The sequence below is a fragment of the Paraburkholderia sp. WC7.3g genome, from assembly GCF_050436345.1.
Lineage (GTDB): Bacteria > Pseudomonadota > Gammaproteobacteria > Burkholderiales > Burkholderiaceae > Paraburkholderia > Paraburkholderia podalyriae.
This window is the reverse complement of the sequence record NZ_JBNDMA010000002.1, coordinates 1830248-1854364: the sequence shown is the minus strand read 5'-3', so window position 1 is coordinate 1854364 and position 24117 is coordinate 1830248. Positions and strand designations below refer to the sequence as shown.

Below are 24117 nucleotides of genomic sequence, written 5' to 3'. Positions count from 1 at the left end.
CGGTGACGATCAGCGGCCCAGCATCGGCAGGTTGAGGCCAGCGTCGCGCGCGGTTTGCTGCGCGAGTTCATAACCCGCGTCCGCGTGACGCATCACGCCGGTTGCCGGATCGTTCAGCAGCACCCGGCCGAGGCGCTCGTGCGCGGCTTGCGTGCCGTCCGCGACGATCACAACGCCCGCGTGCTGCGAGAAGCCCATGCCGACGCCGCCGCCATGATGCAGCGAGACCCACGACGCACCGCCCGCCGTGTTCAGCAGCGCGTTGAGCAGCGGCCAGTCGCTGACCGCGTCCGAGCCGTCTTTCATCGATTCGGTTTCGCGGTTCGGGCTCGCGACCGAACCGGTATCGAGGTGATCGCGGCCGATCACGATCGGCGCCTTCAGCTCGCCGTTCCTGACCATTTCGTTGAACGCCTGGCCGAGGCGATAACGATCTTTCACGCCGACCCAGCAGATCCGCGCCGGCAGGCCCTGGAACGCGATGCGCTCACGTGCCATGTCGAGCCAGTTGTGCAGGTGCGGATCGTCGGGGATCAGTTCCTTGACCTTCGCGTCGGTCTTGTAGATGTCCTCCGGGTCACCGGACAGCGCGACCCAGCGGAACGGGCCCTTGCCTTCGCAGAACAGCGGACGGATATACGCCGGCACGAAGCCCGGGAAATCGAACGCGTTTTCCACGCCCATTTCGAGCGCCATCTGGCGGATGTTGTTGCCGTAGTCGAGTGTTGCCGCGCCGCGTTGCTGCAGCGTCAGCATCGCCTGCACCTGGTTCGCCATCGACTGCCTGGCCGGCGTGACGATACTTTCCGGCGCGGTCTTCATCCGTTCGCGCCAGTCTTCCACGGTCCAGCCTTGCGGCAGGTAGCCGTGGATCGGGTCGTGCGCGCTGGTCTGGTCGGTCACGCAGTCCGGCGTGATGCCGCGCGCGACGCACTCGGCGAACACGTCGGCGGCATTGCCGAGCAGGCCGACCGATACCGGCTTGCCGGCGCGCTTCGCCTCGTCGAGCATCGCGAGCGCCTCGTCGAGCGTCTTCGCTTTCCTGTCGACGTAGCGCGTCTTCAGACGGAAGTCGATGCGCGTCTCGTCGCATTCGACCGCGATCATCGAGAAGCCCGCCATCGTCGCCGCGAGCGGCTGCGCGCCGCCCATGCCGCCGAGACCACCGGTCAGAATCCAGCGGCCTTGCGGATCGCCGTTGAAGTGCTGGTTGGCGACCGCGAAGAACGTCTCGTAGGTGCCCTGCACGATGCCCTGGCTGCCGATATAGATCCAGCTGCCCGCTGTCATCTGGCCGTACATCATCAGGCCCTTGCGGTCCAGTTCGTGAAAGTGTTCCCACGTCGCCCAGTGCGGTACGAGGTTCGAGTTCGCGAGCAGCACGCGCGGTGCGTCCGCATGCGTGCGGAACACGCCGACCGGCTTGCCCGATTGAATCAGCAGCGTTTCGTCTTCGTTCAGGTCCTTCAGCGATGCGAGGATCTGGTCGAAGCAATCCCAGTTGCGCGCGGCGCGGCCAATGCCGCCGTACACGACGAGCGCGTGCGGGTGCTCGGCCACTTCGGGGTCCAGATTGTTCTGGATCATCCGGTACGCGGCTTCCGCGATCCAGCTCTTGCAGGTCTTTTCGGCGCCGCGCGGTGCGCGGATCGTGCGAGTCGGATCAAAACGCGGATCGATGTGTTTCGGATTGTTCATGGTGTCCCTCGGAAGGCGTGAAGATGTTCGACAAAGATTCGACGAAGACGGGAAAGCGAATTCAGAAATGCCCCGTGAAGCGGTAACGGGTGCCCGGATGCCACAAATTCGCAATCGAGGCGACCTCGCCTTGCGACCACGTGCGCCGGTGCAGCACGAGACACGGCTCGCGTTCACTCATGCTCAGCAGCTCGCGCGTCGTGTCGTCGGCCGCGAGCGCCTCGATGCGGTATTCGACGCGCTGCAGCGGCGCGACACGCACCAGGTACTGATTCGGCGTCGTGTTCGTGAAGTCCTGCAACGCGTATTCGGGCGCGACGGCCGGGTTGACCCAGCGTTCCTCGAGTTGCACCGGCTCGTCGTTTTCGAAATGCAGCAGGCGCGAATGGAATACGGGGCTGCCAGCGCTCACCTGCATCTCTTCGGCGAGCGCCGCATCGGCGATGCTTGCGCCGAGGTTCAGCACCTTCGCGTGATAGCGATGACCGCGCGCGACGATTTCATCGGAGATGCTGCGGATCGCCACCAGGGTCGACTCGTACTTGGGCCGGGCGACGAAAGTGCCCGAGCCTTGTACGCGTGTGAGCACCTGCTCCGAGGTCAATTCGCGCAACGCACGGTTGACCGTCATGCGCGCGACGCTGAACTCGCGCGCCAGCTCGTTTTCGGACGGCACCTGGTCGCCTTCGCCCCACTCGCCCGCATCAATGCGCGCGAGGATGAAGTCCTTGATGCCCTGATAAGCGGGTGCGTTCATCGGTGTGATCCGCGCTGTCGACGACTTATCGTTCCGACGCGAACGAGAACGGGCTCAGCTTCGCGACCGCGCCGGCCTGTACGAGCTTCGTGACCGCCGCGATGTCCGGTGCGAAGTAGTGATCGAGCTCGTAGTGCGCAACGTCCTTGCGCACGAGGTCCATCACCTTCTGCAGGCTCGGGCTGGTCTTGTGCGGCGCGCGCAGATCGACGCCCTGGGCGGCGGCGAGTAGTTCGATCGACAGGATGTTCGCGGTGTTCTCGGCAATATCGCCGAGCTTGCGCGCGGCGAACGTCGCCATCGACACGTGGTCTTCCTGGTTCGCCGACGTGGGCAGCGAATCGACCGAGGCCGGATGCGCGAGCGTCTTGTTTTCCGACGCGAGCGCGGCGGCCGTCACGTGCGCGATCATGAAGCCGGAGTTCACGCCGCCATCCTTGACAAGGAACGGCGGCAGGCCCGACAGCGTCGCGTCGATCAGCAGTGCGATGCGGCGTTCCGCGAGCGCGCCGATTTCCGCCACGGCGAGCGCGAGGTTGTCCGCGGCGAACGCGACCGGCTCGGCGTGGAAGTTGCCGCCCGACAGCACTTCGCCGGTATCCGGGAAAATCAGTGGATTGTCGGAGACCGCGTTCGCTTCCGTCAGCAGCGTTTCGGCGGACTGACGCATCTGGTCGAGACACGCGCCCATCACCTGCGGTTGGCAGCGCAGGCTGTACGGGTCCTGCACCTTGTCGCAGTCGATGTGCGACACGTTGATCGCCGAACCTTGCAGCAGCGAGCGATAAGCCGCCGCCGCGTCGATCTGGCCTTGATGGCCGCGCAATTCGTGGATGCGCGCATCGAACGGCTTGACCGAGCCCATCGCCGCATCCACCGACAGCGCGCCGGTCACCAGCGCCGTGCGGAACAGGTCTTCGATCGCGAACATGTTGTAGAGCGCGAGCGCGGTCGAAGCCTGCGTGCCGTTCAGCAGCGCGAGACCTTCCTTCGCCTGCAGCGTGAGCGGCTTCAGACCGACGAGCGCGAGGCCTTCGGTGGCGGGCACGCGCTCGCCCTTCGCGAACACTTCGCCGACGCCGAGCAGGATCGCCGACATATGCGCGAGCGGCGCGAGGTCGCCCGATGCGCCGACCGAGCCCTTGACCGGGATCACCGGCAACACGTCGGCGTTGAACAGCGCGATCAGCGCTTCCATCACTTCGCGGCGGATGCCCGAGTGGCCGCGGCCGAGGCTCGACAGCTTCAGCGCGATCAACAGACGCACGACCGGGCGCGACATCGGCTCGCCGACGCCGACCGCGTGCGACAGCACCAGATTGCGCTGCAGCAGTTCGAGCTGATCGCGCGGGATGTGCGTGCTGGCGAGGCGGCCGAAGCCGGTATTAATGCCGTAGGCCGGCTCGCCCTTCGCCGCGATGTCGGCGACGGCCTGCGCGCACGCGTCGATGGCGGCATGGCTCGCGGCATCGAGTTGCAGGGTGACGTGTTCACGCGCGATCTGGCGCAGTTGCGGGAGGGTCAGGTAGCCGGGCTTCAGAATCATGATTGTCATCCTGTCTATACAAGTTCAAATAAGTCTAGCCGGCGAGCCTTGTATATACAACTTGTTTTTCGAGATTTCGCGCCTGGGGATTTCCATTATTTGACGTGTGGCGTCGGCGGGAAACCGGGACGCTCGCCCGGGCGTCGCCTGCGGCTCGTTCGGGACGCCTGGGGTCGGCATGGGCCGCCGTGGTTTTCTCCACAGTTGTATATACACCCTCCTGACGCGCGATTACAGCTTGACCCGCGCCGCGATGAAATCCAGAAAGCACTGCACGCGCCCCGCGAGCGATGCGCTCTGGTAGTACACCGCATGCACCGGTTGCCGTTCATCGACAAGCAGGTTGCCGAGAATCGGCACGAGGCGGTTTTCGCGCACGTCGGCGGCGGTCATGAAGTCGGCCAGACAGGCGATGCCCCAGCCGGATAACGCCAGTTGCCGCAAGGTTTCGCCGCTCGACGCGGTGATCGACGGTTCGATCTTCAGCAGCGCGGCTTCGTCATGTCGAGCCCGGCTTTTGCGACGCCCGTTGCCGCCCGCGCGCAGCGGCCAGCGATTCAGATGTTCCGGCGCCGTAAAACCGATCAGCCGATGCGCGCGCAACGCGTCGAGCGTCGCCGGCTCGCCGTGCTCAGCCAGATATGCCGGACTCGCGAGCACGCGCAGCCTGCTGTCGCCGAGCGCGCGCGCATGCAGCGTCGAATCCTGCAGCGCGCCGATGCGAATCGCGATGTCGACCTTCTGCTCGAGCAGATCGACGATCCGCTCGTTGCTGGTCAGCTCGAGCCGGATCTCCGGATACAGCGCCGAAAACGCGGTCATATGCGGCGCCACGCAATGCAGCATGAACGGCGACGCCGCGTCGACGCGCAAGCGCCCCGACGGCCGTCGGCGGCCGCGCGCGACCGATTCCTCGGCCTCTTCGAGCGCGTCGAGAATCGCGCGGGCGCGCCGCAGGAACGCGTCGCCCTCCTCGGTCAGATGCAGGCGCCGCGTCGTACGCGTCACCAGCGCGGTGTCGAGCTTCCGCTCGAGCCGCGTGAGCGCGCGGCTCACGCCGGAGACGGTCTGCCCCAGCTTCTCGGCCGCCGCGGTAATCGAGCCGCTGTCGATCACGGTGACGAACACGAGCAACTCGTCGGTGGACGTTTTCATTGTTGATTTCAAATCAAGATTGATTTGAGACTAACACGCTTTTTGCGAGAATCCGCGCGAGCGATACTGCGTGCCTGTAGCAGTCTTTCCATCAGGAGAACGTCTTGAAGATTTTCGTTACTGGCGCAAGCGGTTTTATTGGCGGCTCGGTCGCGGCGCATCTGGCGCGCGCCGGCCATCAGGTGCGCGGGCTGATTCGCAAGCCCGAACACAGCGCCGAGTTGCAACGGCTCGGCATCGAACCGGTGCTCGGCACGCTCGAGAACCGCGCGTTGCTGAGCGCCGAAGCGCAAGCGGCAGACGCCGTCGTCAACGCCGCGAGCAGCGATCACGAAGGCGCGGTGCGCGCGCTGATCGACGGACTCGCGGGTTCGGGCAAGGTGTTCCTGCACACGAGCGGGTCGAGCATCGTCGGCGATGCGTCGGGCGGCGAAGCGGGTGAAGCACGCATCTATCACGAAGACGCGCTGCCCACGCCGAGCGCCGACAAGGCCGCGCGCGTCGCAATCGATCAACTGGTGCTCGACGCCGCGCAACGCAACGTTCGCTCGGCCGTGCTGTGCAATACGCTGATCTACGGTCACGGCGCGGTGGCCGGCAGCGCGAGCGTGCAGTTGCCGCGGCTCGTGCGCCAGGCGCAGAAGAGCGGCGTCGTGCGTCATGTGGGCAGCGGCGGCAACATCTGGTCGAACGTGCATATCGACGACGTCGCCGAGCTGTATCGGCTCGCGCTCGATAAAACCCCTGCCGGCACGTTCTATTTCGTCGAAAGCGGCGAAGCGTCGTTCCGCGACATGAGCGCAGCGATCGCACGCGCGATGAAGCTCGACGCGCCGCAGGACTGGCCGCTCGAAGACGCGAAACAGGAGTGGGGCTATGAAATGGCCTCGTACGGTCTTGGCTCGAACAGCCGCGTGCGCGGCGAACGCGCGCGCAAGCTGCTCGGCTGGCAACCGCGGCGCACGTCGGTAATCGAATGGATCGAGCGCGCCATGATGGTGCCGCAAAGCACCGTTTGACGCGGCTTTGCGCGCCGCGCGACGTAAGCTGTGTAAGCGCGGCCGTTGCGAATCCGTAAGCTCCTTTCGATAGAATCGCGGGCACCTGACGGTGCGATTCCACCGTCGCACACACGCCCCGATTCGACCGATGAGCTTCGCGCTGAACTTCGACTGGCTGACCAACCTGATGGCGATTCTGTTCGTCGTCGCGTGTCTGTACGACACGCGCTACGACGAATACGGCGTGCTGACGCTCGCCGCCGCGGTGATGAGCCTCATCGTCATGGCGATGGAGCTGTTCCTCAGACCCGCCTTCGAGATGGCGCTGTAGCGCATTCATGCAGCGCAGAGGCGGCGCGCCGGCTAGCGCGGCGCGCGCGCCCGTCGCGCTCTTGGTCCACACGTTTCACCCCGTCACACCGTATACGATCCGCACGCCGGACAAACCGCCTGCGCGTGGTCGTCATAGCGGTCGTGATGCCTGACCCAGTCGGTCAGATTGCTGTTCTCGTTACGGCCTTTTGGCGCGATGTCCAGAAGCGCATACGTGTTCACGAAGCGCTCGTCGCCGCGCCCGTAACATGAGTACGTGTGGTACACGTCGCCGCTTTCGTCCTTGTAGAACACGCTGTGGCCGTGCTGTTCGTCGATGCCGACGTCCTGCTCGGTGAAGTTGTAGAACGCCTTTTTGCTCGCCAGTTGCTCCGGCGTGAACGACACGTGGTAGTCGAAATTGAAATCGCTTCCGCTCGACGACACCCACGGGAAGGTCCATCCCATGCGCCGTTTGAACGCGTCGATCTTCGCGAGCGGCGCGTGCGATACCGTCACGTAGCTGACGTCGTGATGAACGAGATGTGTGAGTATGCCGGTCATATGGTCCGACAGGAACGAGCAGCCGACGCAACCTTCCTGCCAGTCGGGGCCCAGCATGAAGTGATAAACGATCAGCTGGCTGCGGCCATCGAACAGCTCCGCGAGCGTCTTGCGGCCTTCCGGCGTTTCGAACGTATAAAGCTTTTCGACCTTGACCCACGGCAACTCCCGACGCTTGCGCGCGAGTTCGTCACCGGCGCGCATATGCGCTTTTTCTTCGGCGAGCAGCGCGCGGCTCGCGGCAAGCCACTCTTCGCGACTGGCGATGCGATGTTGCGGTTCCATCTGCGTCTCCTTTTCCTCGTGACCATACGGTTATGGTTTAGAAGCGCTGGCGCGAAAGTCAAGGTGCAGACCTGCCAATACCCGCCACTCAACTCAAATCGCCCAGCCGCCGAGATAAAACCCGACCAGCACCACCGCGATCGCCACGGTGCCCACATTGAGCTTGCGATACTCGCCGCTAACCACGCGTCCGATCACGAGCGTGGCGAAGCCGAGCATGATGCCGGTCACGATGTTCGCGGTCAGCACGATGAACACCGCGCACACGAGCCCCGCCATCGCGTCGACCATGTCGTCCATATGCAGCTTGCTCACGTTGGACAGCATCAGCAGCCCCACGTACATCAGCGCGGGCGCGGTCGCATACGAAGGCACCAGCGCGGCGAGCGGCGAGAAAAACATCACGACGAGAAACAGCAGACCGACCACCGCCGCCGCCATCCCCGTCTTCGCGCCCGCCGCGACGCCGACCGTCGACTCGATATAGGCGGCCGCCGGCGCGCCGCCGAGCAGGCCCGAGAAGATCGAGCTCAGCGAATCGGCGGTCAGCGCGCGGCCGCCGTTGATGATGCGGCCGTTCTCGTCGAGCTGGCCCGCCTGGCCCGCGACCGCGCGGATCGTGCCGGTCGCGTCGAACACGGCGGTCATCACGAGCGCGAGCACGCTCGGCAGCACCGCCATCGACAGCGCGCCCTTCACGTCCATCGCGCCGATCAGCGACGCATGACCCGGCGCGCTCAACGACGGCACCGCGAACACACCATGAAACGCCACGGCCGGATCGATCGCGAGCCCGATCGCCGAGATCGCGACGATCACGATCAGGATCGAACCCGGCACGCGCCGCCGCACGAGCCCGACGATCGCGGCGAGTCCGGCGACCGACATCAACGCCGGCAATGCCGTAATCTGCCCGAGCGACACCGGCAGCCCGACCCCCGGATTCTTGACCACGAGCCCGACGTCGTTCGCGGCGATCAGCAGCAGGAACAGGCCGATGCCGATCCCGGTGCCATGCGCGATGCCGGCCGGCAGATTGCGCAGGATCCACGAGCGCACGCCGGTCACCGAAATCGCGGTGAACACGACCCCCATCAGAAACACCGCGCCGAGCGCGACGTTCGGATGCAGGCCCTTGCCGAGCACGAGCCCGAACGCGGTAAACGCGGTCAGCGAGATCGCGCAGCCGATCGCAATTGGCAGACGCGCCCACGCGCCCATCAGCAGCGAGCCGAACGCCGTCGTCAAACAGACGGCGACGAACACCGCGCTGGTGTCGAAACCGGCCTTGCCGAACATGCCCGGCACGACGAACACGGAATAGACCATCGCGAGAAAGGTCGTGATGCCCGCGACGATCTCCTGGCGCTGCGTGCTGCCGCGCGCGGAAATGTCGAAGTAGCGGTCGAGAAAGCCCTTGGGGTGGAATGGCTCGGTGTCGAAGGATTCGCTCGCGACGTCGGAATTCGCGAGGGCCTGGGGTTCCATCATGATGAGTGCCTCCTTTATCAGCGTGCTGAAACGGCCGCTTGAGCGGCCGTCATCAGGTTCGTCTCGTGGATTTGTCGGTGTGGGTAGCGCTTTTCTGAGTCGAAATGTAGGTGAACACAACTATGTGTCCAATCGCATGAATGGCATGCCGGACATGTCGCGCGACGTATAACTTTTGCGCGACGGTCGCTCGCGCGAGCGCGCCGCGCGTTTACACCTACCGGATTCGGCCATCCGCGAAACAGCCTTCCACGCCGTTCGCGAAAGCCTGCCCACGCGGCAGCGCAGGTTAAACTCTGGGCCGTACCCATCCAACCGCGGCGGCTCATCGCGCCTGTCCGCACAGCCCGTGGAGTTTTTCCTGATGACTGGCGGTTTTCCGCGCCCCGCCCGGCGCCTGCCGATTGTCCCGATTGTCCCGATTGTCCCGATCGCCCCGCCTGGACCGCTCGATTCGCCCGATTCGCCCGATTCGCTCGATCTGCTTCGTCTGTTCCGCTGGCTGTGGATGATGGCGGCGCTGTTCGCGCTCGCCGCGCTGTCCGGCTGCAGCAGCCTGCTGTGGGGTACGCAGCAGGCGCCGATCGTCGAGGCGACGGTGATGCCCGTCGAGCCGGCTAGCGCGCCGGTCGCGGCTTCCGCGCCGCAGCCGGTCGAGACCGAGGCGAACGAGGGGCCCGAGGAGCCGAAGAAACCGAAGAAGCCGGTCGTGAAGCCGCACAAGGTCGAACCGCCGCCGCCCGTCGTCGTGCCGGCTCCGCCGCCGCCCCCACCACCGCCGCCGCTGATCGTGCTGCGCACGATCGAGCGCAGCGACGCGCGCGCGCTGCTCGACAGCCCGGTGCAGAAGCCCGACGGCAAGGTGGTCGGCCGCGCCGTCGACATGACCGCCGACGCGGCCGGCAAGCCGCGCGAGATGATCGTCAATCTGCAGGGCTTCCTCGGCGTCGGCGACCGCAAGGTCAACTTCCCATGGGGCGCGTTCCGCTTCACACCGACCGCGAAGGGGGCGCCGATCACGCTGAACCCGACGGCCGTGCCGAGCACCGCGAACAAGTCGAACCCGCTGGAACTGCCGCTGCTCGATGCGACCGTCGAGCGCGCGAATGGCGCCAAGGTGGGGCGCGTTATCGATGTGCTGATCGACGGCAACGCGCAACCGCAGGCGATCGTGCTCGACGTGGGCGACTTGGTCAGCACCGACCGGCGCACGATCGCCGCGAACTGGTCGGCGTTGCGCTTCGTCACGCGCGACAAGGAACTACATCCGCAGATCGATCTGAGCGACGCGCAGATCAACGCGACGCCGCTCTATGCGAGCGACAAACCGATCCGCGCGGTGTCGCCGGCGCCGCCTGCCGCGCCCGCGGCGAGCGCCGCGCCGGCGGCCTCGGCGCCGGCGGCCGCGTCGACGGCGGCCGCGTCGACGGCGGTCGCGGTTTCAAACGCACGGGCGGTCCGATGACGGTCCGTACCTTTGTCACGGCGCGAAGTCTGCGCGCGCTCGATTGGCTCAACTTCTTCGTCGCCAACGTGCAGACGGGCTTCGGGCCGTTCATCGCGTCGTACCTCGCGTCGCACAAGTGGACACAGGGCGAGATCGGCATGGTGCTGTCGGTCGGCACGATCAGCGCGATGGTCAGCCAGGTGCCCGGCGGCGCCGCGGTCGACGCGTTGCGCAACAAGAAGGCCGCGGCCGCGTGGGCGATCGGCGCGATCATCCTGAGCGCGATGCTGCTCGCGGTGAGCCCGACCGTGCTGCCGGTGATCGCCGCAGAAGTGTTCCACGGCTTCGCGAGCTGCATGCTGACGCCGGCGCTCGCGGCGATCTCGTTCGCGCTGGTGGGTCGCGCGAATCTCGGCGACCGGCTCGGCCGCAACGCGCGCTGGGCGTCGATCGGCAGCGCGGTCGCGGCCAGTCTGATGGGCCTGTTCGGCGAGTACTACTCGCCGCGCGCGGTGTTCGTTCTGACCGCGGGCCTCGCGGTTCCCGCGCTGTTCGCCCTTGCGATGATCCAGCGCACCGACACGATCGAGCTGCCGCAGGCGGCGCCCACTCCCGAGCAGCTCGAGCGGCGCGAAAGCCTGCGCGAGCTGCTGCGCGACCGGCGCATGCTGCTATTCGCCGCGTGCATCGTGCTGTTCCATCTGTCGAACGCGGCGATGCTGAACCTGGCCGCCGGCGAAGTGACGGCCGGCATGGGAGACAACGTGCAGCTCGTGATCGCGGCGTGCATCATCGTGCCGCAGGCGATCGTCGCGATGATGTCGCCGTGGGTCGGGCGCTCGGCCGAACGCTGGGGCCGCCGGCCGATCCTGTTGCTCGGCTTCTCCGCGCTGCCGATCCGCGCGCTGCTGTTCGCGGGCATCAGCAGCCCTTATCTGCTCGTGCCGGTGCAGATGCTCGACGGTTTGAGCGCCGCGGTGTTCGGCGTGATGCTGCCGCTGATCGCCGCCGACGTCGCCGGCGACAAGGGCCGCTATAACCTCTGTATCGGCCTGTTCGGGCTAGCGGCAGGCATCGGCGCGACGCTGAGCACGACGGCGGCGGGCTTCGTCGCCGATCATTTCGGCAATGCGGTGAGCTTCTTCTGTCTCGCGGCGGCCGGTGCGCTCGCGGTGTTGCTGGTGTGGGCGGCGATGCCCGAGACGCGCGACGCGGCGGCGGCCAGCAACGGCGATGGCAATGGCGCCGCCGTGACCGGTCGTGGGAAGTCGGCGGCGAGGTGAGTCGCGTGAGTGACGCGCGGCGTTTGTTTTAGCGCCGCGGTGCGAATGGCGAAAGAGGCGGCTTAGGCATCCACCGCGGGCGCAGAACATACAGAGATCTACTCATCGCAATACAAGCAGCTTACAAACGAGAGCTTCCGCACATTCTGTTACGTGAGACAGACCGATGATTGTGCAGATTATTGCCGTGCTGCGGCAACTATCGCCGGTTGTATGAATCTTCCTTCACGTTGGTCAAGGAGCGGACATGGAAGCGATCGAAGCTATCGGGTTGCAACGGACTGGCATTGGCGAGTTGATCGCAGCACGGCTGCGAGACAATACGGATGCCGCTCGGCGCCAGTGGCAGGAAAGCGCACCTGTTAATCACTTCTTCATCGACGACATTCTTCCTGAAGAACTTGCCATGAAGATGCGTAAGGCTTTCCCGATGCATCGACAATGATGCTTCGCAAGAGCCTGCGCGAACTCAAATACGTTTCAGCGCAAATGAATCAGCACGCGCCGATCCTGGAGGAAGCGCTATACGCTTTCCAGCAACCGGAAGTGGTGAAGCTCGTTTCACAAATCACCGGCCTCACGTCGCTCGACCCGGACGAACACCTTTACGCGGGGGGCATCTCGATGATGGGCCAAGGTCACTTCCTGAACCCGCATCTTGATAATTCGCACGACAAGGATCGCCAGCGTTACCGCGTGCTGAACTTGCTGTATTACGTGTCGCCAGGCTGGCGGGCCGAAAACGGCTGCAATCTCGAAGTGTGGCCAGAGGGCCCGAAGGGAGAGCCGGTCACGATCGTCAGCAAGTTCAACCGGCTTGCCGTGATGGTCACCAACCAGCATTCGTGGCATTCAGTATCACCGAACCTGACCAGCGAAGCGCGTTGCTGCGTGTCGAACTACTACTTCTCAAGTCAGCCGGTTGGCGACGCGGAATACTTTCACCCGACGTCGTTTCGCGGACGCCCTGAGCAACGGGTGCGCGATGTCGTGCTGCGGGCCGACGCGACCGCGCGTGGTCTTGTGCGCAAGGTTTTCCCGAAGGGCATCGTTGAGAACAAGCACGTCTATCACAAAGAGACTAACGACTAACGCGCACACACGGCAGGCCTCCCGGGGGGCGCTCGTTTTTCAGCCAACCGCAGTCACCCTCACATCAATCGATCGCCCTGCCCGCAGTCTCGCGCATAAACGGCAGCGGCAGCAACGACACGACGCTGCAGCCGATCAGATACCACGCCGGCGCGAGATTGCTGCCCGAAATCTGGATCAGCCAGGTCGCGAAAAACTGCGCGAAGCCGCCGAAAATCGACACGCCGAGGCAGTACACGATCGACATGCCGGTCGCGCGGATCGCGCGCGGAAACAGCTCGGGCAGCATCACGATATTGGGCACCGCGGTGAACGTGACGAGCAGCGCGAGGCCGACGACCACCGCGAGCAGCACCGGCACCGTCGGCGACGCGTTGATCATCATGAACGCTGGGTAGACGGCGAGAATCAGCAGCACGCGCGACACCCACAGCACGCGCTTGCGGCCGATCCGATCGGACAGCGCGCCCGCGAACGGCGAGCAGATTACCGTGACCACCGCGCCGGTCCATGCGGCCCATAGCGCGGTCGCCATCGGCAGATGCAGGATGCGGATCGCGTACGTCGACAGATAGAACAGCACGATGTAGTTCGCCGCGGTGCCGCCGATCGTCGTCAGCACGCCGGTCGTGATCGAGCGCGCGTGGTCGCGGAACAGGTCGCGCACGGGCAGCGACGGCGATTGCGAAGCAGCCTGCGCCACCACTCCGCCCGCCGCTGCCGCGCCATCTTCGATACCCGGCAGCGTCTCGTCGAGATGCCGTCGGATATAGATGCCGATCGGCCCCATCGCCATGCCGATCACGAACGGCACGCGCCAACCCCAGCTTTCGAGCGCGGCCCGCGACAGCGACGCGGCCAGCGCGACGCCGAGCAGCGAGCCCACCACCGTGTTCATCCCCTGGCTCACGAACTGCCAGCTGCCGTAAAAACCACGCGTGCGATCGCTGCCGTATTCGAGCAGCAGCGCCGTCGATGCGCCCACCTCCCCTCCCAGCGCGAAACCCTGGATCAGCCGCGCGAGAATCACGAGCAGCGGCGCCGCGACGCCAATCGCCGCATAAGTCGGCGCAAACGCGATGATCGCGGAACCGAGCGTCATCAGCCACAGCGTCAGGCTCATCGCGGCCTTGCGTCCCGCGCGGTCCGCGTAGCCGCCCAGCACGACGCCGCCCACCGGCCGCATGATGAAGCCGACGCCGAACGTGCCGACCGCGAGCATCAGTTGCACCAGTTGTCCTTCGACCGGGAAATACAGCTTGCCGATGATCGTCGCGAAGAAGCTGTAGATCGTGAAGTCGAAAAACTCGAGGCCGTTGCCGAGCGTGATCGCGGCGATTGCCTTCGCATGGCCGAGGCGCTTTCGAGGCTCGTCGGCGAGGCGCTGCGCATCGAGCGCTTCGAGCCCATTGGCGCTCGCGGGCCGCGGTGTGGCGGAATAGTCCATCTATGTCTCCATCGTGATCTTGTTGCTGCTACGGCACGGCGCGCGAGCCGTCACCGCGTCAAACGAGGAACGTCTGCGCGAGCTTGGCCCAGTAAGCCGCGCCGGTCGCGAGGCAAGCGTCGTTGAAGTCGTAGCCGGGGTTGTGGACCATGCAGCCGCCCTCGCCGTCGCCATTGCCGATGATCAGATAGCTGCCCGCGCAGCGTTCGAGCAGGAACGCGAAGTCCTCGCTGCCGGTCAACGGCTGCATGTCGCGAATCAGCCCGTCCTCGCCCAGCCAGTCGAGCGCGACCTGGCGCGCGAGCGCGGTCATGGCCGCATCGTTGACGAGCACCGGGTAGCGGCGCTGATAGTCGACCTCGGCACGCGCGCCGAACACCGCCGCCTGACCGGTCGCGACCTCGGTAATGCGCTGCTGCAGATGGTCACGCACCTCGGGCCGCAGCGCGCGCACCGACAGGCGCATCTCGGCCGTTTCGGGGATCACGTTCGGCGCTTCGCCCGCGTGAATCGCGCCGACCGTGATGATCGACATATCGAGCGGCGCGATATTGCGCGACACGATCGACTGCAACGCGAGCACGATCTGCGCGCATACGACGACCGGATCGACCGCCTTGTGCGGCATCGCGCCATGACCGCCGCGGCCGATCACCTTGACGATCACCGTATCCGACGACGCCATGAACGACCCCGGCATGAAGCCGAGCTTGCCGGTGGGAAAGCCCGGCATGTTGTGCATCGCGAACACGGCGTCGCAGGGAAACTGCTCGAACAGGCCGTCGTCGAGCATCTTCTTCGCGCCGGCAAGTCCTTCCTCGGCCGGCTGGAAGATCAGATTCAGCGTGCCGTCGAAGCTTTTTTCGCGCGCCAGATGCTTCGCGGCGGCGAGCAGCATCGCCGTATGGCCGTCGTGACCGCATGCGTGCATCTTGCCGGCCAGCTTGCTCGCATACGGCAGGCCAGTGGTTTCGTGGATCGGCAGCGCGTCCATGTCGGCGCGCAGGCCGAGCCGGCGCGCGCCGTTGCCGACCTTCAGTTGCCCGACCACGCCCGTGCGCCCGATGCCGCGATGCACGCTGTAGCCCCACTCCCGCAGGCGTTCGGCGACCAGATCGCCGGTCGCGAACTCCTCGTAGGCCAGCTCCGGGTGCGCGTGGATGCTGTGTCGCAGCGCGATCATTTCTGCTTCGACTTCGGCGATGCCCGCCGGAATGACCATCGTGTTCATGCCGTCTCTCTTCCTGTCAGCGTGAACCCAGCATAGCGGCGCCGATATTCGGGCGGCAGGCGTAGAATCGTTGCGGTGCCAACCCTTGGTTGCCCCCTTCACGCTTCGCATTCGGATGAAACTGCATCAGCTCAATACGTTGGCGGCGATCGCGGATACCGGGAGTATCCGGGCCGCAGCCCGCTCGCTGGGACTTTCGCCGGCCGCCGTGACCAAAGCGATGCGCGAGCTCGAAGCCGATCTGCACGCGCCGCTCGTCGTGCGCAGCGCGAGCGGTGTCGCGTTCACCGAGTTCGGCCGCGCGCTCGTCGTGCATGCGCGGCTCGTGCTCGGCCAGTTGCAGCGCGCGCAAGCCGAGATCGAGGCGTTGCGCGGAGCCGCAGCTGGCAAGCTGTCGATCGGCGTCACGCCCTGGGTCGCGCTGACTTTTCTGCCGCCCGCCGTGCAGCGCTTTCGCGAGCGGATGCCGGACGTGCAGCTCGAATTCTTCGAGGGCCTGCTCGCGGTCGTGCAGCCGCGTCTTCGCGACGGCAGCCTCGATTTTTCGATCGGCCGGCCGCCGCCCGCGTCGCCACAGTCGGAGTTTCAGAACGCGCCGCTTTTTTCGACGCATGCTGCGGTGGTCGCGCGGCGCGACCATCCGAAGGCCGGATGCCGCACGCTGCTCGACCTCGAAGACGCGGAATGGATACTGAACTGGGACCCGGCGAGCCGCGAGTCGATGTCGAACAATCTGTTCGTCAAGCGCGGCATGCGGGTGCCGCACACGATCGTGCTCGCGCATTCGCTCGCGATCGTGCTCGGCCTGCTCGCTCACACGGACATGGTCAGCATCTTTCCGTGGCCGCTCGTCGAGGTGATACGCGCGAAGGAAAACCTGTGGGCGCTGCCGCTGCGCGAAACGCTGGACGAAACCATCATCAGCATTACGTCGCGGCGTGGCGCGCCCATGAGCCCCACGGCCGCCTGCTTTCTCGACTGCCTGCGCGAGACGATCGACGAAGGCGCGCGCTCGCAGGACCCCGAGCAGCGCCGGCTGTTTCATTCGATCGAGCTGTTGCTGTAGCGGCTGGCGCGGTTTTTCATGCGGCACGCCGCGTAGTCAATCGAGAAACTCCCCCGCCCGCTTTCTGAGCATCGCGCTGAAATCGTCGAGCCAGCCGATCGACAGCCGCCAGCTCTGCCAGTACAGCTCGACGTCGATATGCTTGCCCGGCGCGATCTCGACCAGTTCGCCGCGCTGCAGATGCCCGGCGATCATCCGCTCGGGGCACATGCCCCAGCCGAGGCTCATCACGCACGCGCGCAAAAAGCCGGCGACGTGGGGAATCCAGTGCAGCGGCGGATCGAGCTCCGCGCGCGTGATGCGCCGCATGAAGCGCTTTTGCAGCCGATCCTTCGGATTGAAGTCGACGCACGGTGTGCGCCGCAGGCTGTCGCGCGTGACGCCGTCGGCGAAATAGCGCGCGAAAAACGCGGGTGAGCAGACCGCGAGGTATCGCATGCGGCCCAGACGCGTCGAGCGGCAGCCCTGCACCGGTTCGGCCTGCGTCGTGATCGCGCCCTGCACGCTGCCGTCGCGAATGCGCTGCGCGGTGTAGTCCTGGTCGTCGATCACGAGGTCGAGCAGCATCTCGCGTTCGACGCAGAACGGTGCGACCGCGTCGATGAACCAGGTGCCGGCGCTGTCGTCGTTGACCGCGACGCGTAGTGCCGGCCACGGCTCGACGAGCGCGCCGGGCCGTGCCGGCAGGCGGCCGTTCAACTCCGCTTCGAGCAGTTGCACGCGCTCGGTATGGCGGCATAGCAGCGCGCCGGAGGTGGTCGCGACGCACGGCTGGCCGCGCTTCACGAGCACGCTGCCGACCCGCTCCTCGAGCAGCTTGACCCGCTGCGACACCGCGGACGGCGTGATATTGAGTTCGCTCGCGGCACGGTCGAACGAGCCGTGACGGACCACCGCGGCCAGCGCGTCGAGCAACGCGTAGTCGAGCATTAGCGCTCCTTAATCGGCATTAAGTAAATTAGCTTCTCTTATGAGACGCGAACTCGCAGACTAGCGCTGTTGGATGTTCCCGTCTATCCCACTGCTTCCTTTTCCCCGGACCGTTTATGAACTGGTTGTCTTTTTCCCATGGCGCGGCGCTGTGTGCATCGCTGATCGTCACGATCGGCGCGCAGAACGCGTTCGTGCTGCGGCAGGGCATCATGCGCTCGCACGTCGGCAAGATCGTGCTGTTGTGCACGCTATCGGATTTCATTCTGATCGGCGCGGGCGTCGGCGGCGCCGCGGTGCTGATGGAGCGTTACCCGCGCTTCGTGCACGCGATGCTCTATGTCGGCCTCGCGTATCTCGCCTGGTTCGGCATCAGCGCGCTGCGCCGCGCGGTGCGGCCCGGACACGCGGTGCTGGATGGCTCGGCCGGCGCATCCGCCGACCAAGCGCCACACTTGCAACGCGCGCTGCCGATCGTGCTGATGACACTCGCGTTCACGTGGCTCAATCCGCACGTCTATCTGGACACGTTTCTGCTGATCGGCACGGCCGGCGCGCGTGAGCCGGAAGGCGCGCGGGTCGCCTTCGCGCTCGGCGCGATGACGGTCAGCGCGGTCTGGTTCCTCGGACTCGGCTATGGGGCGCGCATGCTCGCGCCGCTGTTTCGCCGCGCAACCGCGTGGCGCGTGCTGGATGGCGCGATCGGCAGCATGGTGTTGCTGCTCGCGTTCACGCAGTTGCGTTGAACGTTCGACGCGGGCCTTATTTCTGCGCCGAGTCGTGCGGTTCGCCTCGGGCGGCTGGCGCATCGGCTTCGTCGCGCGGCGCCAGATTCATCAGCCGCGCGAGCACGGCCGGCATCCGTGCCAAGGTTAAGCACCCCTTTCGCGTCATCAAGCGGGTGCTCAAGCGCTTCATAAGCGGCGGATGATGCCCAAAGTCATACAGCACCGGGCCGGAATTGGCCCGCACCAGCATGCGAGTAACGGAGTCATTGCCGGCCCGCGCCGTGCAAAACCAGCAAGGTTACGGTTTTCGGCGGCAGAGTAAGGTGCAATTGGCCGCTCGCATAGTCGGTGTCGTGCAGACGGGATATGGCATTGTCCATGAGTTGCCAGGTCTGGGCTTTGCCTTGAGTCACATCAAAGTTGTTGATCGCAATTGTGGCGTCAGCCGGTTGATCAAGCTGCTTGTTGATAACCACGATGGTCATGACGCGGTCGTGATCACGCACGGCGGCAAAAGACGAGACCCGATCCGGGTCGGGCTGCGTGTCGGCGATGCTGGTGGTGCCAAAGCCCGAGCCCTGGCCATCGTAGTTGCGATAGAGCTTGATCGCCTTGTAGACCGGCATGTCCCGATTCAATGTGCCCCAGCGCGTGGCAATGTCCAACCCTTCCCGGCCAAAGATGCCCAGCACGTCGGCTTGGGCCGTGGCGCCGTTCATGGTCGTATTGCCGCCCCAGCTGTATTCCGTCAGCGCGATCGGTGTACCCGCGTAGTAATAGCTGTCGACCCACCGCCGCATCATCGGGATCAGGGCCACCACGCTGTTGATCCAGGTCGGGTCCTTGTAGTTCGTATCCCACAGGTCGCGCGTGGAGCGGTTGCGGGTGAGTTCAATGGCAGGCGCCTCAGCCGTGGCCGCATTCTGGTTTTCCTTGAATTCTCCGCCCTGCGGGTAAAAGTGCAGGCTGAAAACGTCGATAGGGCGGCCGGCCTGCTTCCATTGCGTGAGCAGCCATGGGACGTAATCCATGCCTCGCGTTTCGTTTTCCCTGTCCGGCGGATTGCCCTGACCGTGCGCGGCGAAGTACTGCTGATCGAAGCCGCTAAAGCGATACCCGGTCCAACCCCACTCTTCCGGTGCCACGACCCGCGCGCCCGGGTCTGCCGCCTTCACGGCGTGCGAATAGGCGATCACCTTGTTCGCTACCTCGCTGGCATGGGCGCCGATGGGATGCATGTCGCGATGGTTGAGTTGCCACAGACTCGGCTCATTGTCCATCAGGTAGTAATGCACACCGTCCGAGCCGGCACTACCGGATCCACGCGTGAGTTGCCTGACGCGCTCCTGCTGGCTCTGCGGATCGTCCAGCAACGAAGCATCGTCCGGGTCGTTCTTGATAGGTGTGCCGTCGGCTGCGATGCCGTTGCCCGCGTCAGACAAACCGTGAGCGTCGACACTCTGCTGCTTGCCGTACCTGTTGACCGAAAAACTGACGAGCGGCTTACCGTCCTTATCGAGTCGCGCTACCCTGCCGATCATCGGGATGGTCAGCATCGGGGAAGCGTGTGCGTCACGGGTAAGCGCCGCGAAACGGTCGTTATATTGGTAGATGTCTTTTGGATCGGTCGGCAGGCTTTCGAAAAACCAGTCCTGGCCCGTGTTGTGAGCGTCGACCCGCCAGTTGTAAGCCGAAGCGGTGTTGCCGCCCGAGCGGTTGATCGGCACGCGCAGATCCCGCAGGATATCCGCCGTCCCGAAGTTCAAGCCATAGATGAGCGGGCTGATTGGATGTCGGTTGGCCGCGGCATCCACCGTAATGATCACCGGCAGCGGCGCAGCCATGGGCAGATCGGCGTATAGCAGCGCGCCCGCCCCTAGCATCATCGTCATCAAGCTATGGCAGTTAAAGTGTGCTGGCTTCGACATGCGGAGTCCGTGAGTCTATGGCGCTGGATTTCGGCACGACGACCGTATCTTCCGCTTCGAGCGGCGACTGCAGATCCCGTTCGTCCAATTCCCAAACGACGAGCTTGGGCGGTGTCTGAGCATAAGCCGGACTCGCGAAATAGGCGCGCGCCGAGCCGCCGAACTTGCCGCCCTCGCGTGCGAAATTACCCACGCCTGTTCCGAGTGCCAAAGCGAGCTGAGGCACGAAATCGGACGTCGTCGAATAAGAAGTGCCGATCACGGCGATGCCAGGCAGATCGGCATCGCCGAACAGATCGTCGGCTGACGCGGCCGCCTGAGCCTGAGGAATGTAGTCCCGGCTGGCCGCAATCTCAGGCCTCGGCTGCCAGGACGGCGGCAAATCATCCAGGCCGGCCAGACGCACAAGATCGCCGGGCCGCCGGCCGGGAGGCTTGTCTGTGACGCGATAGTCGGGCTTACTCGAACCCAGCGGGACCCCCATCGCACGGATGCGCTGCGCCACGGCCTGCGCCGCGGCGCCCGCGCCGTCCTCGGTCCAGTGCGTGTCAGTCCGAAAAAAAGCGCCGCCCGGCGCGCCACGCAGCGCCGGACTTAGATCCAGCACCTGCACGCCGTCAGCGGTCAGACGCGAGGTCCAGTCAGCGAGACGCGCACCCAACGAAACCGGACGATACAGACTGCACAGATGTTGCGGCTCGATACGCGACTTGTCGGGCACCACGACGACCAGCAACGCGATACCGTGCCTCGCCAGGCCGCGCTGCACGGCGGCCACCGTGTCCGCGCGCGTGGCGAGATGACTGTCGCTATCGGCATCCACGCTGAGTTCGTCGCGCAGGAACAACCAGCCCGGGCATCCCTGCCGCACGCGCTGCCCCAGATCGTGCAGCGTCAGCCAGCCCAGCGCACGCTGCGCGCGCGCCGCGTCGGCGGCGATCGGCGTATCGGCCATGCGATTGGCGAGTTCTTTCGATACCGCACCGTCCAGAATGCCGGCCCGGGTCACGGCATGAGGCAACACCGATTCGGTCGTCGACGCGAACCTGAGATTGGAAAGCAGGCCCGCGAACTGGAAGACCATCAGGATGACGGCAGCGATCTTGCTGGCGCGCGAGGCGGGTAATTGAGGTAGCGGCTTGGGATCTTCCATGGCGTCAGAACTGGAAGTAGAGGAAAGGCACCGCGCCGCGCGCGACGATCAGACCGAACGACAACAGAAAACCCGCTAGCGGCCACCCCGCCTGCCATAGCTGCCGCAGCGCCGTGTCGGGAAGGCTATCCCAACGCTGTTGCCAGAGCGGCAGCAGCACGCACACAATGCCCAACCCGGCAGCCAGAGCGTGCACGGGCCGCAGCTGCACGAGCGTCGCGTCGCTCAAGCCGATGCCATTCAAACCGAACTGGCCGCGATACATGGCGAGCGCGGCATCGAAACCCGCCGCGCGAAACAGTGTCCACGCGAGCATGACGAAAACCAGCGTCAGCACGTGCGATAACCGGGACGGCATGCTCAGCATATCGAACCGGCGCCAGAGGCGGGCGACCATCAGGGCGATGCCATGAACGAGGCCCCACAGCAGGAAGTTCCAGCTATCGCCGCCGTGCCACAGGCCGGCGATCGCCATGGTCAGCAACAGATTGCGGCAGGCTTGCCACTCACCGTGGCGGTTGCCGCCTAGCGGGATGTACAGGTAATCGCGTATCCAGCTCGACAACGACAGGTGCCAACGGCGCCAGAAATCCTGAATGCTGCTGGCAAGGTACGGATGGTTGAAGTTCTCGGGAAAGCGAAAGCCCAGCATCTGCCCCAACCCGATGGCCATGGCGCTGTAGCCCGCGAAATCGAAGAACAACTGCAGCGTGTAAAAACCGCAGCCCAGCCAGGCGTCGGCCAGCGTGGGCGCGTGCAACGAGAAGATCGCGTCGACCATTGGCGAGAGTGTGTCGGCCACCAGCACCTTCATGCTCATGCCCACCATGAGCCGCCTTGCGCCGGCCGCAAAACCGTCCCAGTCGACCTCGCGCGACACCAGTTCGCGCCTCACCCACGCATAGCGAATGATCGGCCCCGCGATCAGATGCACGAACATCCCTTGATAGGCGCCGTAACGGATCATGCTGCGATCAGCCGCCACCGTGCCGCGCTGCACGTCGATCAGATAGGAGATGGATTGCAGCACGATGAACGAAAGCCCGATAGGCAGCACGACGTGTCGCCAGGGGATGGACCCTGCATGGCCTGCCCCCAGCACACTGTCGAGACTATCGACCACGATGTTGGCGTACTTGTACCAGCCCAATATCAGGACGTTGACGACGATGAACACGGCCAGCCAGCCACCGCGTGCACGCTGGCTCGGCGCCCTGTCTATGACCATGCCGCCGAACCAGCCCCAGAAGGTCAGCGCGATGAACAGCAGCAGAAAGACCGGGCTCCACCAGCCGTAGAAAAGCCAGCTGCAAAACAGCAGCACGCCATTGCGCCAACGCGCGGGCAACGCGACGTAGATCGCCAGAAAGGCCGGCAGAAACAGCGTCAGGAACTCGAGGGACGCGAAAACCATGCATCGTTCTCAATCGAAAAAGATATCTGGACCGACGCGCCATCGCGAAACACACCGAACCCCGCTCTGCCCGTCGTAACCAGATGAAAAACGGGGAACGGCCGGAAATCGGCGATGAGCGGCGTCGCTTTCAAGGAGGAGGCGCAAATGCGATCAGTGGCTCACCGCGTCGTTCGCAATGAAGATGCGCGAATGCGCCCCGCCCGGCACGAGCAACACCGTATAACGCTGCCCCGCCGCGAGCGTACCCAGGCTGAGTGGCTGCCCCACAGGCTGGCCGCCGCAGACCAGTTGCACCGAGAGGGCGACCGGGTTGACCTGGCGCCGCCTGGCTTGTCCCACAGCCACGCCGTCGAGCAGCACGATGTCGCGACCCGGCACTTTCAGCATGGGTGTCGCGCAGCCGGCGTCGAGATTGTAGAAAGCCACCGAAGCTTTGAGCGCATTGAAGTCGTCGGGTTTTTCGCGGACCGTCACCGTATGCAGGCCACCCGCTTTATCCGCGCCATCGAGCGCAACGATGCTGACGAACTCGCCAGGCTGCACCGTCGCCGATACGTCCCGGTGCGCGCTGCCGGCTCTGAGTGTGCCGGCCACTGGTTTGCCTGCGGCGATCGGAAGGAAGTGAGTGGCCGGGTTCGCGGCGTCGAGCGTCAGACGCGCTTTCGACCCCGCCGCGCTCACGTCGACCGGACCCGAACCGCCATCGACAAAACGCACGAACGACGAGTCCTCCGCGGGACCGGTCGGGTATAGCGGAATTTCTGCGGCCATGGCCGGCTGCACGGACAAACCGAGACCGGACAGAGCGAAGCCGGACAACAACAGGGAGGAGAGGAAATTTTTCATTCTTTTCTCAAACGGGAGACCTGGGCAGGCGCAGCTCGAAGCCCGGCGCGTTATTTCTGCGGAACGACAGGCAGCTTGACCAGTGCCTTCATGATGTCCGTGCCCCAGTACTTGTAGCCGGTCGTCGTCAAATGCTGACCATCGACCGTCGCCCATTCGCCCGGCCTGGAAAACGTGAGCGAGTCGATGTACTGACACGGCGCGACGTTGGCGGCGAGGAAAGACGACAGCTGCTTCACACGGGCGAAGCTCTTCTGATACTTGCCGCCCTCCGTGCCCCAGACCGGCCCTACCCAGACGCAAGCCGTCTTGTTGGCGGCCAGGTCTTGCGTCAGCGCCGTGACCTGCTGCCAGGCCCAGGCCTTCGGGAAATCGTCCTTGCCGTATCCGCCGATCGTGTCGCCCTGGACGATGATGACGAGCTTGGCCTTGTTCGCGGCGATCAATTGATCGACGGGTTGGGTCTTCGCGTTGTGGTCGATGACCAGGGGCGCCTTGCCGTTGCGCTCGGCGCCACCGCATGTGCCGGGCGCGGACTTCACCCAATCGCCAGGAATACTGCCGCAGACGCTGTAGGTATGCACCTGCGCGCCAGCGGCGATCAACTGATCCTGCAACGTATCGATGAGATAACCGGGTTCGCTCAGATGGCTATCGCCGACTATGAGAATGCTGAGGCCAGCAAGTACGGAAGCAAGCATGACTCTTCGACTCCTGAAAAATAATCAATGTCCGATGGA

At 65.0% G+C, this 24117-nt stretch carries 23 protein-coding genes; 8 read left to right on the top strand and 15 right to left on the bottom strand.

Going from position 1 to position 24117, the window contains the following annotated elements; translation table 11 throughout:
- Positions 1-9: 9 nt before the first annotated feature.
- From hutU to OKW43_RS20035, 4 genes are all read right to left on the bottom strand, one after another.
- Positions 10-1698, bottom strand: a complete 1689-nt coding sequence (hutU, locus tag OKW43_RS20050) for a urocanate hydratase (RefSeq protein ID WP_429449332.1) — start codon at positions 1696-1698, stop codon at positions 10-12.
- 61 nt (positions 1699-1759) lie between these two features.
- Complete coding sequence (gene hutC, locus OKW43_RS20045; protein WP_187632874.1) at positions 1760-2455, bottom strand: histidine utilization repressor; 696 nt, start codon at positions 2453-2455, stop codon at positions 1760-1762.
- Positions 2456-2480: 25 nt separating this feature from the next.
- Complete coding sequence (gene hutH / locus OKW43_RS20040) at positions 2481-4001, bottom strand: histidine ammonia-lyase (protein WP_429449330.1); 1521 nt, start codon at positions 3999-4001, stop codon at positions 2481-2483.
- A gap of 231 nt (positions 4002-4232) precedes the next feature.
- Complete coding sequence (locus tag OKW43_RS20035) at positions 4233-5156, bottom strand: LysR substrate-binding domain-containing protein (RefSeq protein ID WP_429449328.1); 924 nt, start codon at positions 5154-5156, stop codon at positions 4233-4235.
- Between the two features lie 104 nt (positions 5157-5260).
- Between OKW43_RS20035 and OKW43_RS20030 the strand changes: the two genes are divergently transcribed.
- Together OKW43_RS20030 and OKW43_RS20025 are read left to right on the top strand one after the other, a co-directional pair.
- A complete protein-coding gene (locus OKW43_RS20030; protein ID WP_187632877.1) occupies positions 5261-6175 on the top strand; it encodes an NAD-dependent epimerase/dehydratase family protein in 915 nt (304 codons plus the stop codon).
- A gap of 130 nt (positions 6176-6305) precedes the next feature.
- Entirely contained in the window at positions 6306-6488 is a 183-nt protein-coding gene (locus tag OKW43_RS20025; RefSeq protein ID WP_429449326.1) for a hypothetical protein, read from the top strand.
- 83 nt (positions 6489-6571) lie between these two features.
- Here the strand turns inward: OKW43_RS20025 and OKW43_RS20020 are convergent, their stop codons facing one another.
- Positions 6572-7318 (bottom strand): DUF899 domain-containing protein, encoded by a 747-nt coding sequence (locus OKW43_RS20020; RefSeq protein ID WP_429449324.1) that lies wholly within the window; start codon positions 7316-7318, stop codon positions 6572-6574.
- A 93-nt stretch (positions 7319-7411) separates the two neighbouring features.
- Complete coding sequence (locus OKW43_RS20015) at positions 7412-8806, bottom strand: NCS2 family permease (RefSeq protein WP_429451733.1); 1395 nt, start codon at positions 8804-8806, stop codon at positions 7412-7414.
- Positions 8807-9173: 367 nt separating this feature from the next.
- Here OKW43_RS20015 and OKW43_RS20010 point away from each other — a divergent pair, with 367 nt between their 5' ends.
- From OKW43_RS20010 to OKW43_RS19995, 4 genes are all read left to right on the top strand, one after another.
- On the top strand, positions 9174-10274 hold the full coding sequence (locus OKW43_RS20010; RefSeq protein WP_429449322.1) for a PRC-barrel domain containing protein: 1101 nt from the start codon (positions 9174-9176) through the stop codon (positions 10272-10274).
- Positions 10271-11539, top strand: coding sequence for an MFS transporter (locus tag OKW43_RS20005; RefSeq protein WP_429449319.1), 1269 nt, complete (start codon positions 10271-10273; stop codon positions 11537-11539). Before OKW43_RS20010 ends, OKW43_RS20005 begins: the two co-directional genes overlap by 4 nt.
- Positions 11540-11786: 247 nt before the next feature.
- Positions 11787-11984 carry a hypothetical protein gene (locus OKW43_RS20000; protein ID WP_429449317.1) on the top strand — a complete coding sequence of 66 codons (198 nt, stop codon included), beginning with the start codon at positions 11787-11789 and terminating at the stop codon, positions 11982-11984.
- Positions 11981-12631, top strand: coding sequence for a 2OG-Fe(II) oxygenase (locus OKW43_RS19995; protein ID WP_429449315.1), 651 nt, complete (start codon positions 11981-11983; stop codon positions 12629-12631). The genes OKW43_RS20000 and OKW43_RS19995 overlap by 4 nt, the downstream gene beginning before the upstream one ends.
- 64 nt (positions 12632-12695) lie before the next feature.
- Here OKW43_RS19995 and OKW43_RS19990 read toward each other — a convergent pair whose 3' ends face one another.
- Entirely contained in the window at positions 12696-14078 is a 1383-nt protein-coding gene (locus OKW43_RS19990) for an MFS transporter (RefSeq protein WP_429449313.1), read from the bottom strand.
- A 58-nt stretch (positions 14079-14136) separates the two neighbouring features.
- Positions 14137-15309, bottom strand: coding sequence for a M20 aminoacylase family protein (locus OKW43_RS19985; protein ID WP_429449311.1), 1173 nt, complete (start codon positions 15307-15309; stop codon positions 14137-14139).
- 115 nt (positions 15310-15424) lie between these two features.
- On the opposite strand from OKW43_RS19985, the gene OKW43_RS19980 reads away from it, so the two are divergent.
- A complete protein-coding gene (locus OKW43_RS19980; protein ID WP_429449309.1) occupies positions 15425-16375 on the top strand; it encodes a LysR substrate-binding domain-containing protein in 951 nt (316 codons plus the stop codon).
- 36 nt (positions 16376-16411) lie between these two features.
- Here the strand turns inward: OKW43_RS19980 and OKW43_RS19975 are convergent, their stop codons facing one another.
- Complete coding sequence (locus OKW43_RS19975; protein ID WP_429449307.1) at positions 16412-17305, bottom strand: LysR family transcriptional regulator ArgP; 894 nt, start codon at positions 17303-17305, stop codon at positions 16412-16414.
- Positions 17306-17421: 116 nt separating this feature from the next.
- Between OKW43_RS19975 and OKW43_RS19970 the strand changes: the two genes are divergently transcribed.
- Complete coding sequence (locus OKW43_RS19970; RefSeq protein WP_187632886.1) at positions 17422-18051, top strand: LysE/ArgO family amino acid transporter; 630 nt, start codon at positions 17422-17424, stop codon at positions 18049-18051.
- A 16-nt stretch (positions 18052-18067) separates the two neighbouring features.
- On the opposite strand, the gene OKW43_RS19965 is transcribed toward OKW43_RS19970, so the two are convergent.
- The 6 genes from OKW43_RS19965 to OKW43_RS19940 all read right to left on the bottom strand — a co-directional run bounded on the left by OKW43_RS19965 (position 18068) and on the right by OKW43_RS19940 (position 24078).
- The gene (locus OKW43_RS19965; RefSeq protein WP_187632887.1) at positions 18068-18283 is read right to left on the bottom strand and encodes a hypothetical protein; all 216 of its coding nucleotides are present in this window, start codon (positions 18281-18283) and stop codon (positions 18068-18070) included.
- Between the two features lie 13 nt (positions 18284-18296).
- Positions 18297-19961: a glycoside hydrolase family 44 protein gene (locus tag OKW43_RS19960; RefSeq protein ID WP_429449304.1), complete on the bottom strand. Its 1665-nt coding sequence runs from the start codon at positions 19959-19961 to the stop codon at positions 18297-18299.
- Complete coding sequence (locus OKW43_RS19955; protein WP_429449302.1) at positions 19939-21114, bottom strand: alginate O-acetyltransferase AlgX-related protein; 1176 nt, start codon at positions 21112-21114, stop codon at positions 19939-19941. Before OKW43_RS19955 ends, OKW43_RS19960 begins: the two co-directional genes overlap by 23 nt.
- 4 nt (positions 21115-21118) lie before the next feature.
- Positions 21119-22528, bottom strand: a complete 1410-nt coding sequence (locus OKW43_RS19950) for an MBOAT family O-acyltransferase (RefSeq protein ID WP_429449300.1) — start codon at positions 22526-22528, stop codon at positions 21119-21121.
- Between the two features lie 153 nt (positions 22529-22681).
- Complete coding sequence (locus tag OKW43_RS19945) at positions 22682-23377, bottom strand: cell division protein FtsQ (RefSeq protein ID WP_429449298.1); 696 nt, start codon at positions 23375-23377, stop codon at positions 22682-22684.
- Positions 23378-23427: 50 nt separating this feature from the next.
- A complete protein-coding gene (locus tag OKW43_RS19940) occupies positions 23428-24078 on the bottom strand; it encodes an SGNH/GDSL hydrolase family protein (RefSeq protein ID WP_429449296.1) in 651 nt (216 codons plus the stop codon).
- Positions 24079-24117 lie beyond the last annotated feature (39 nt).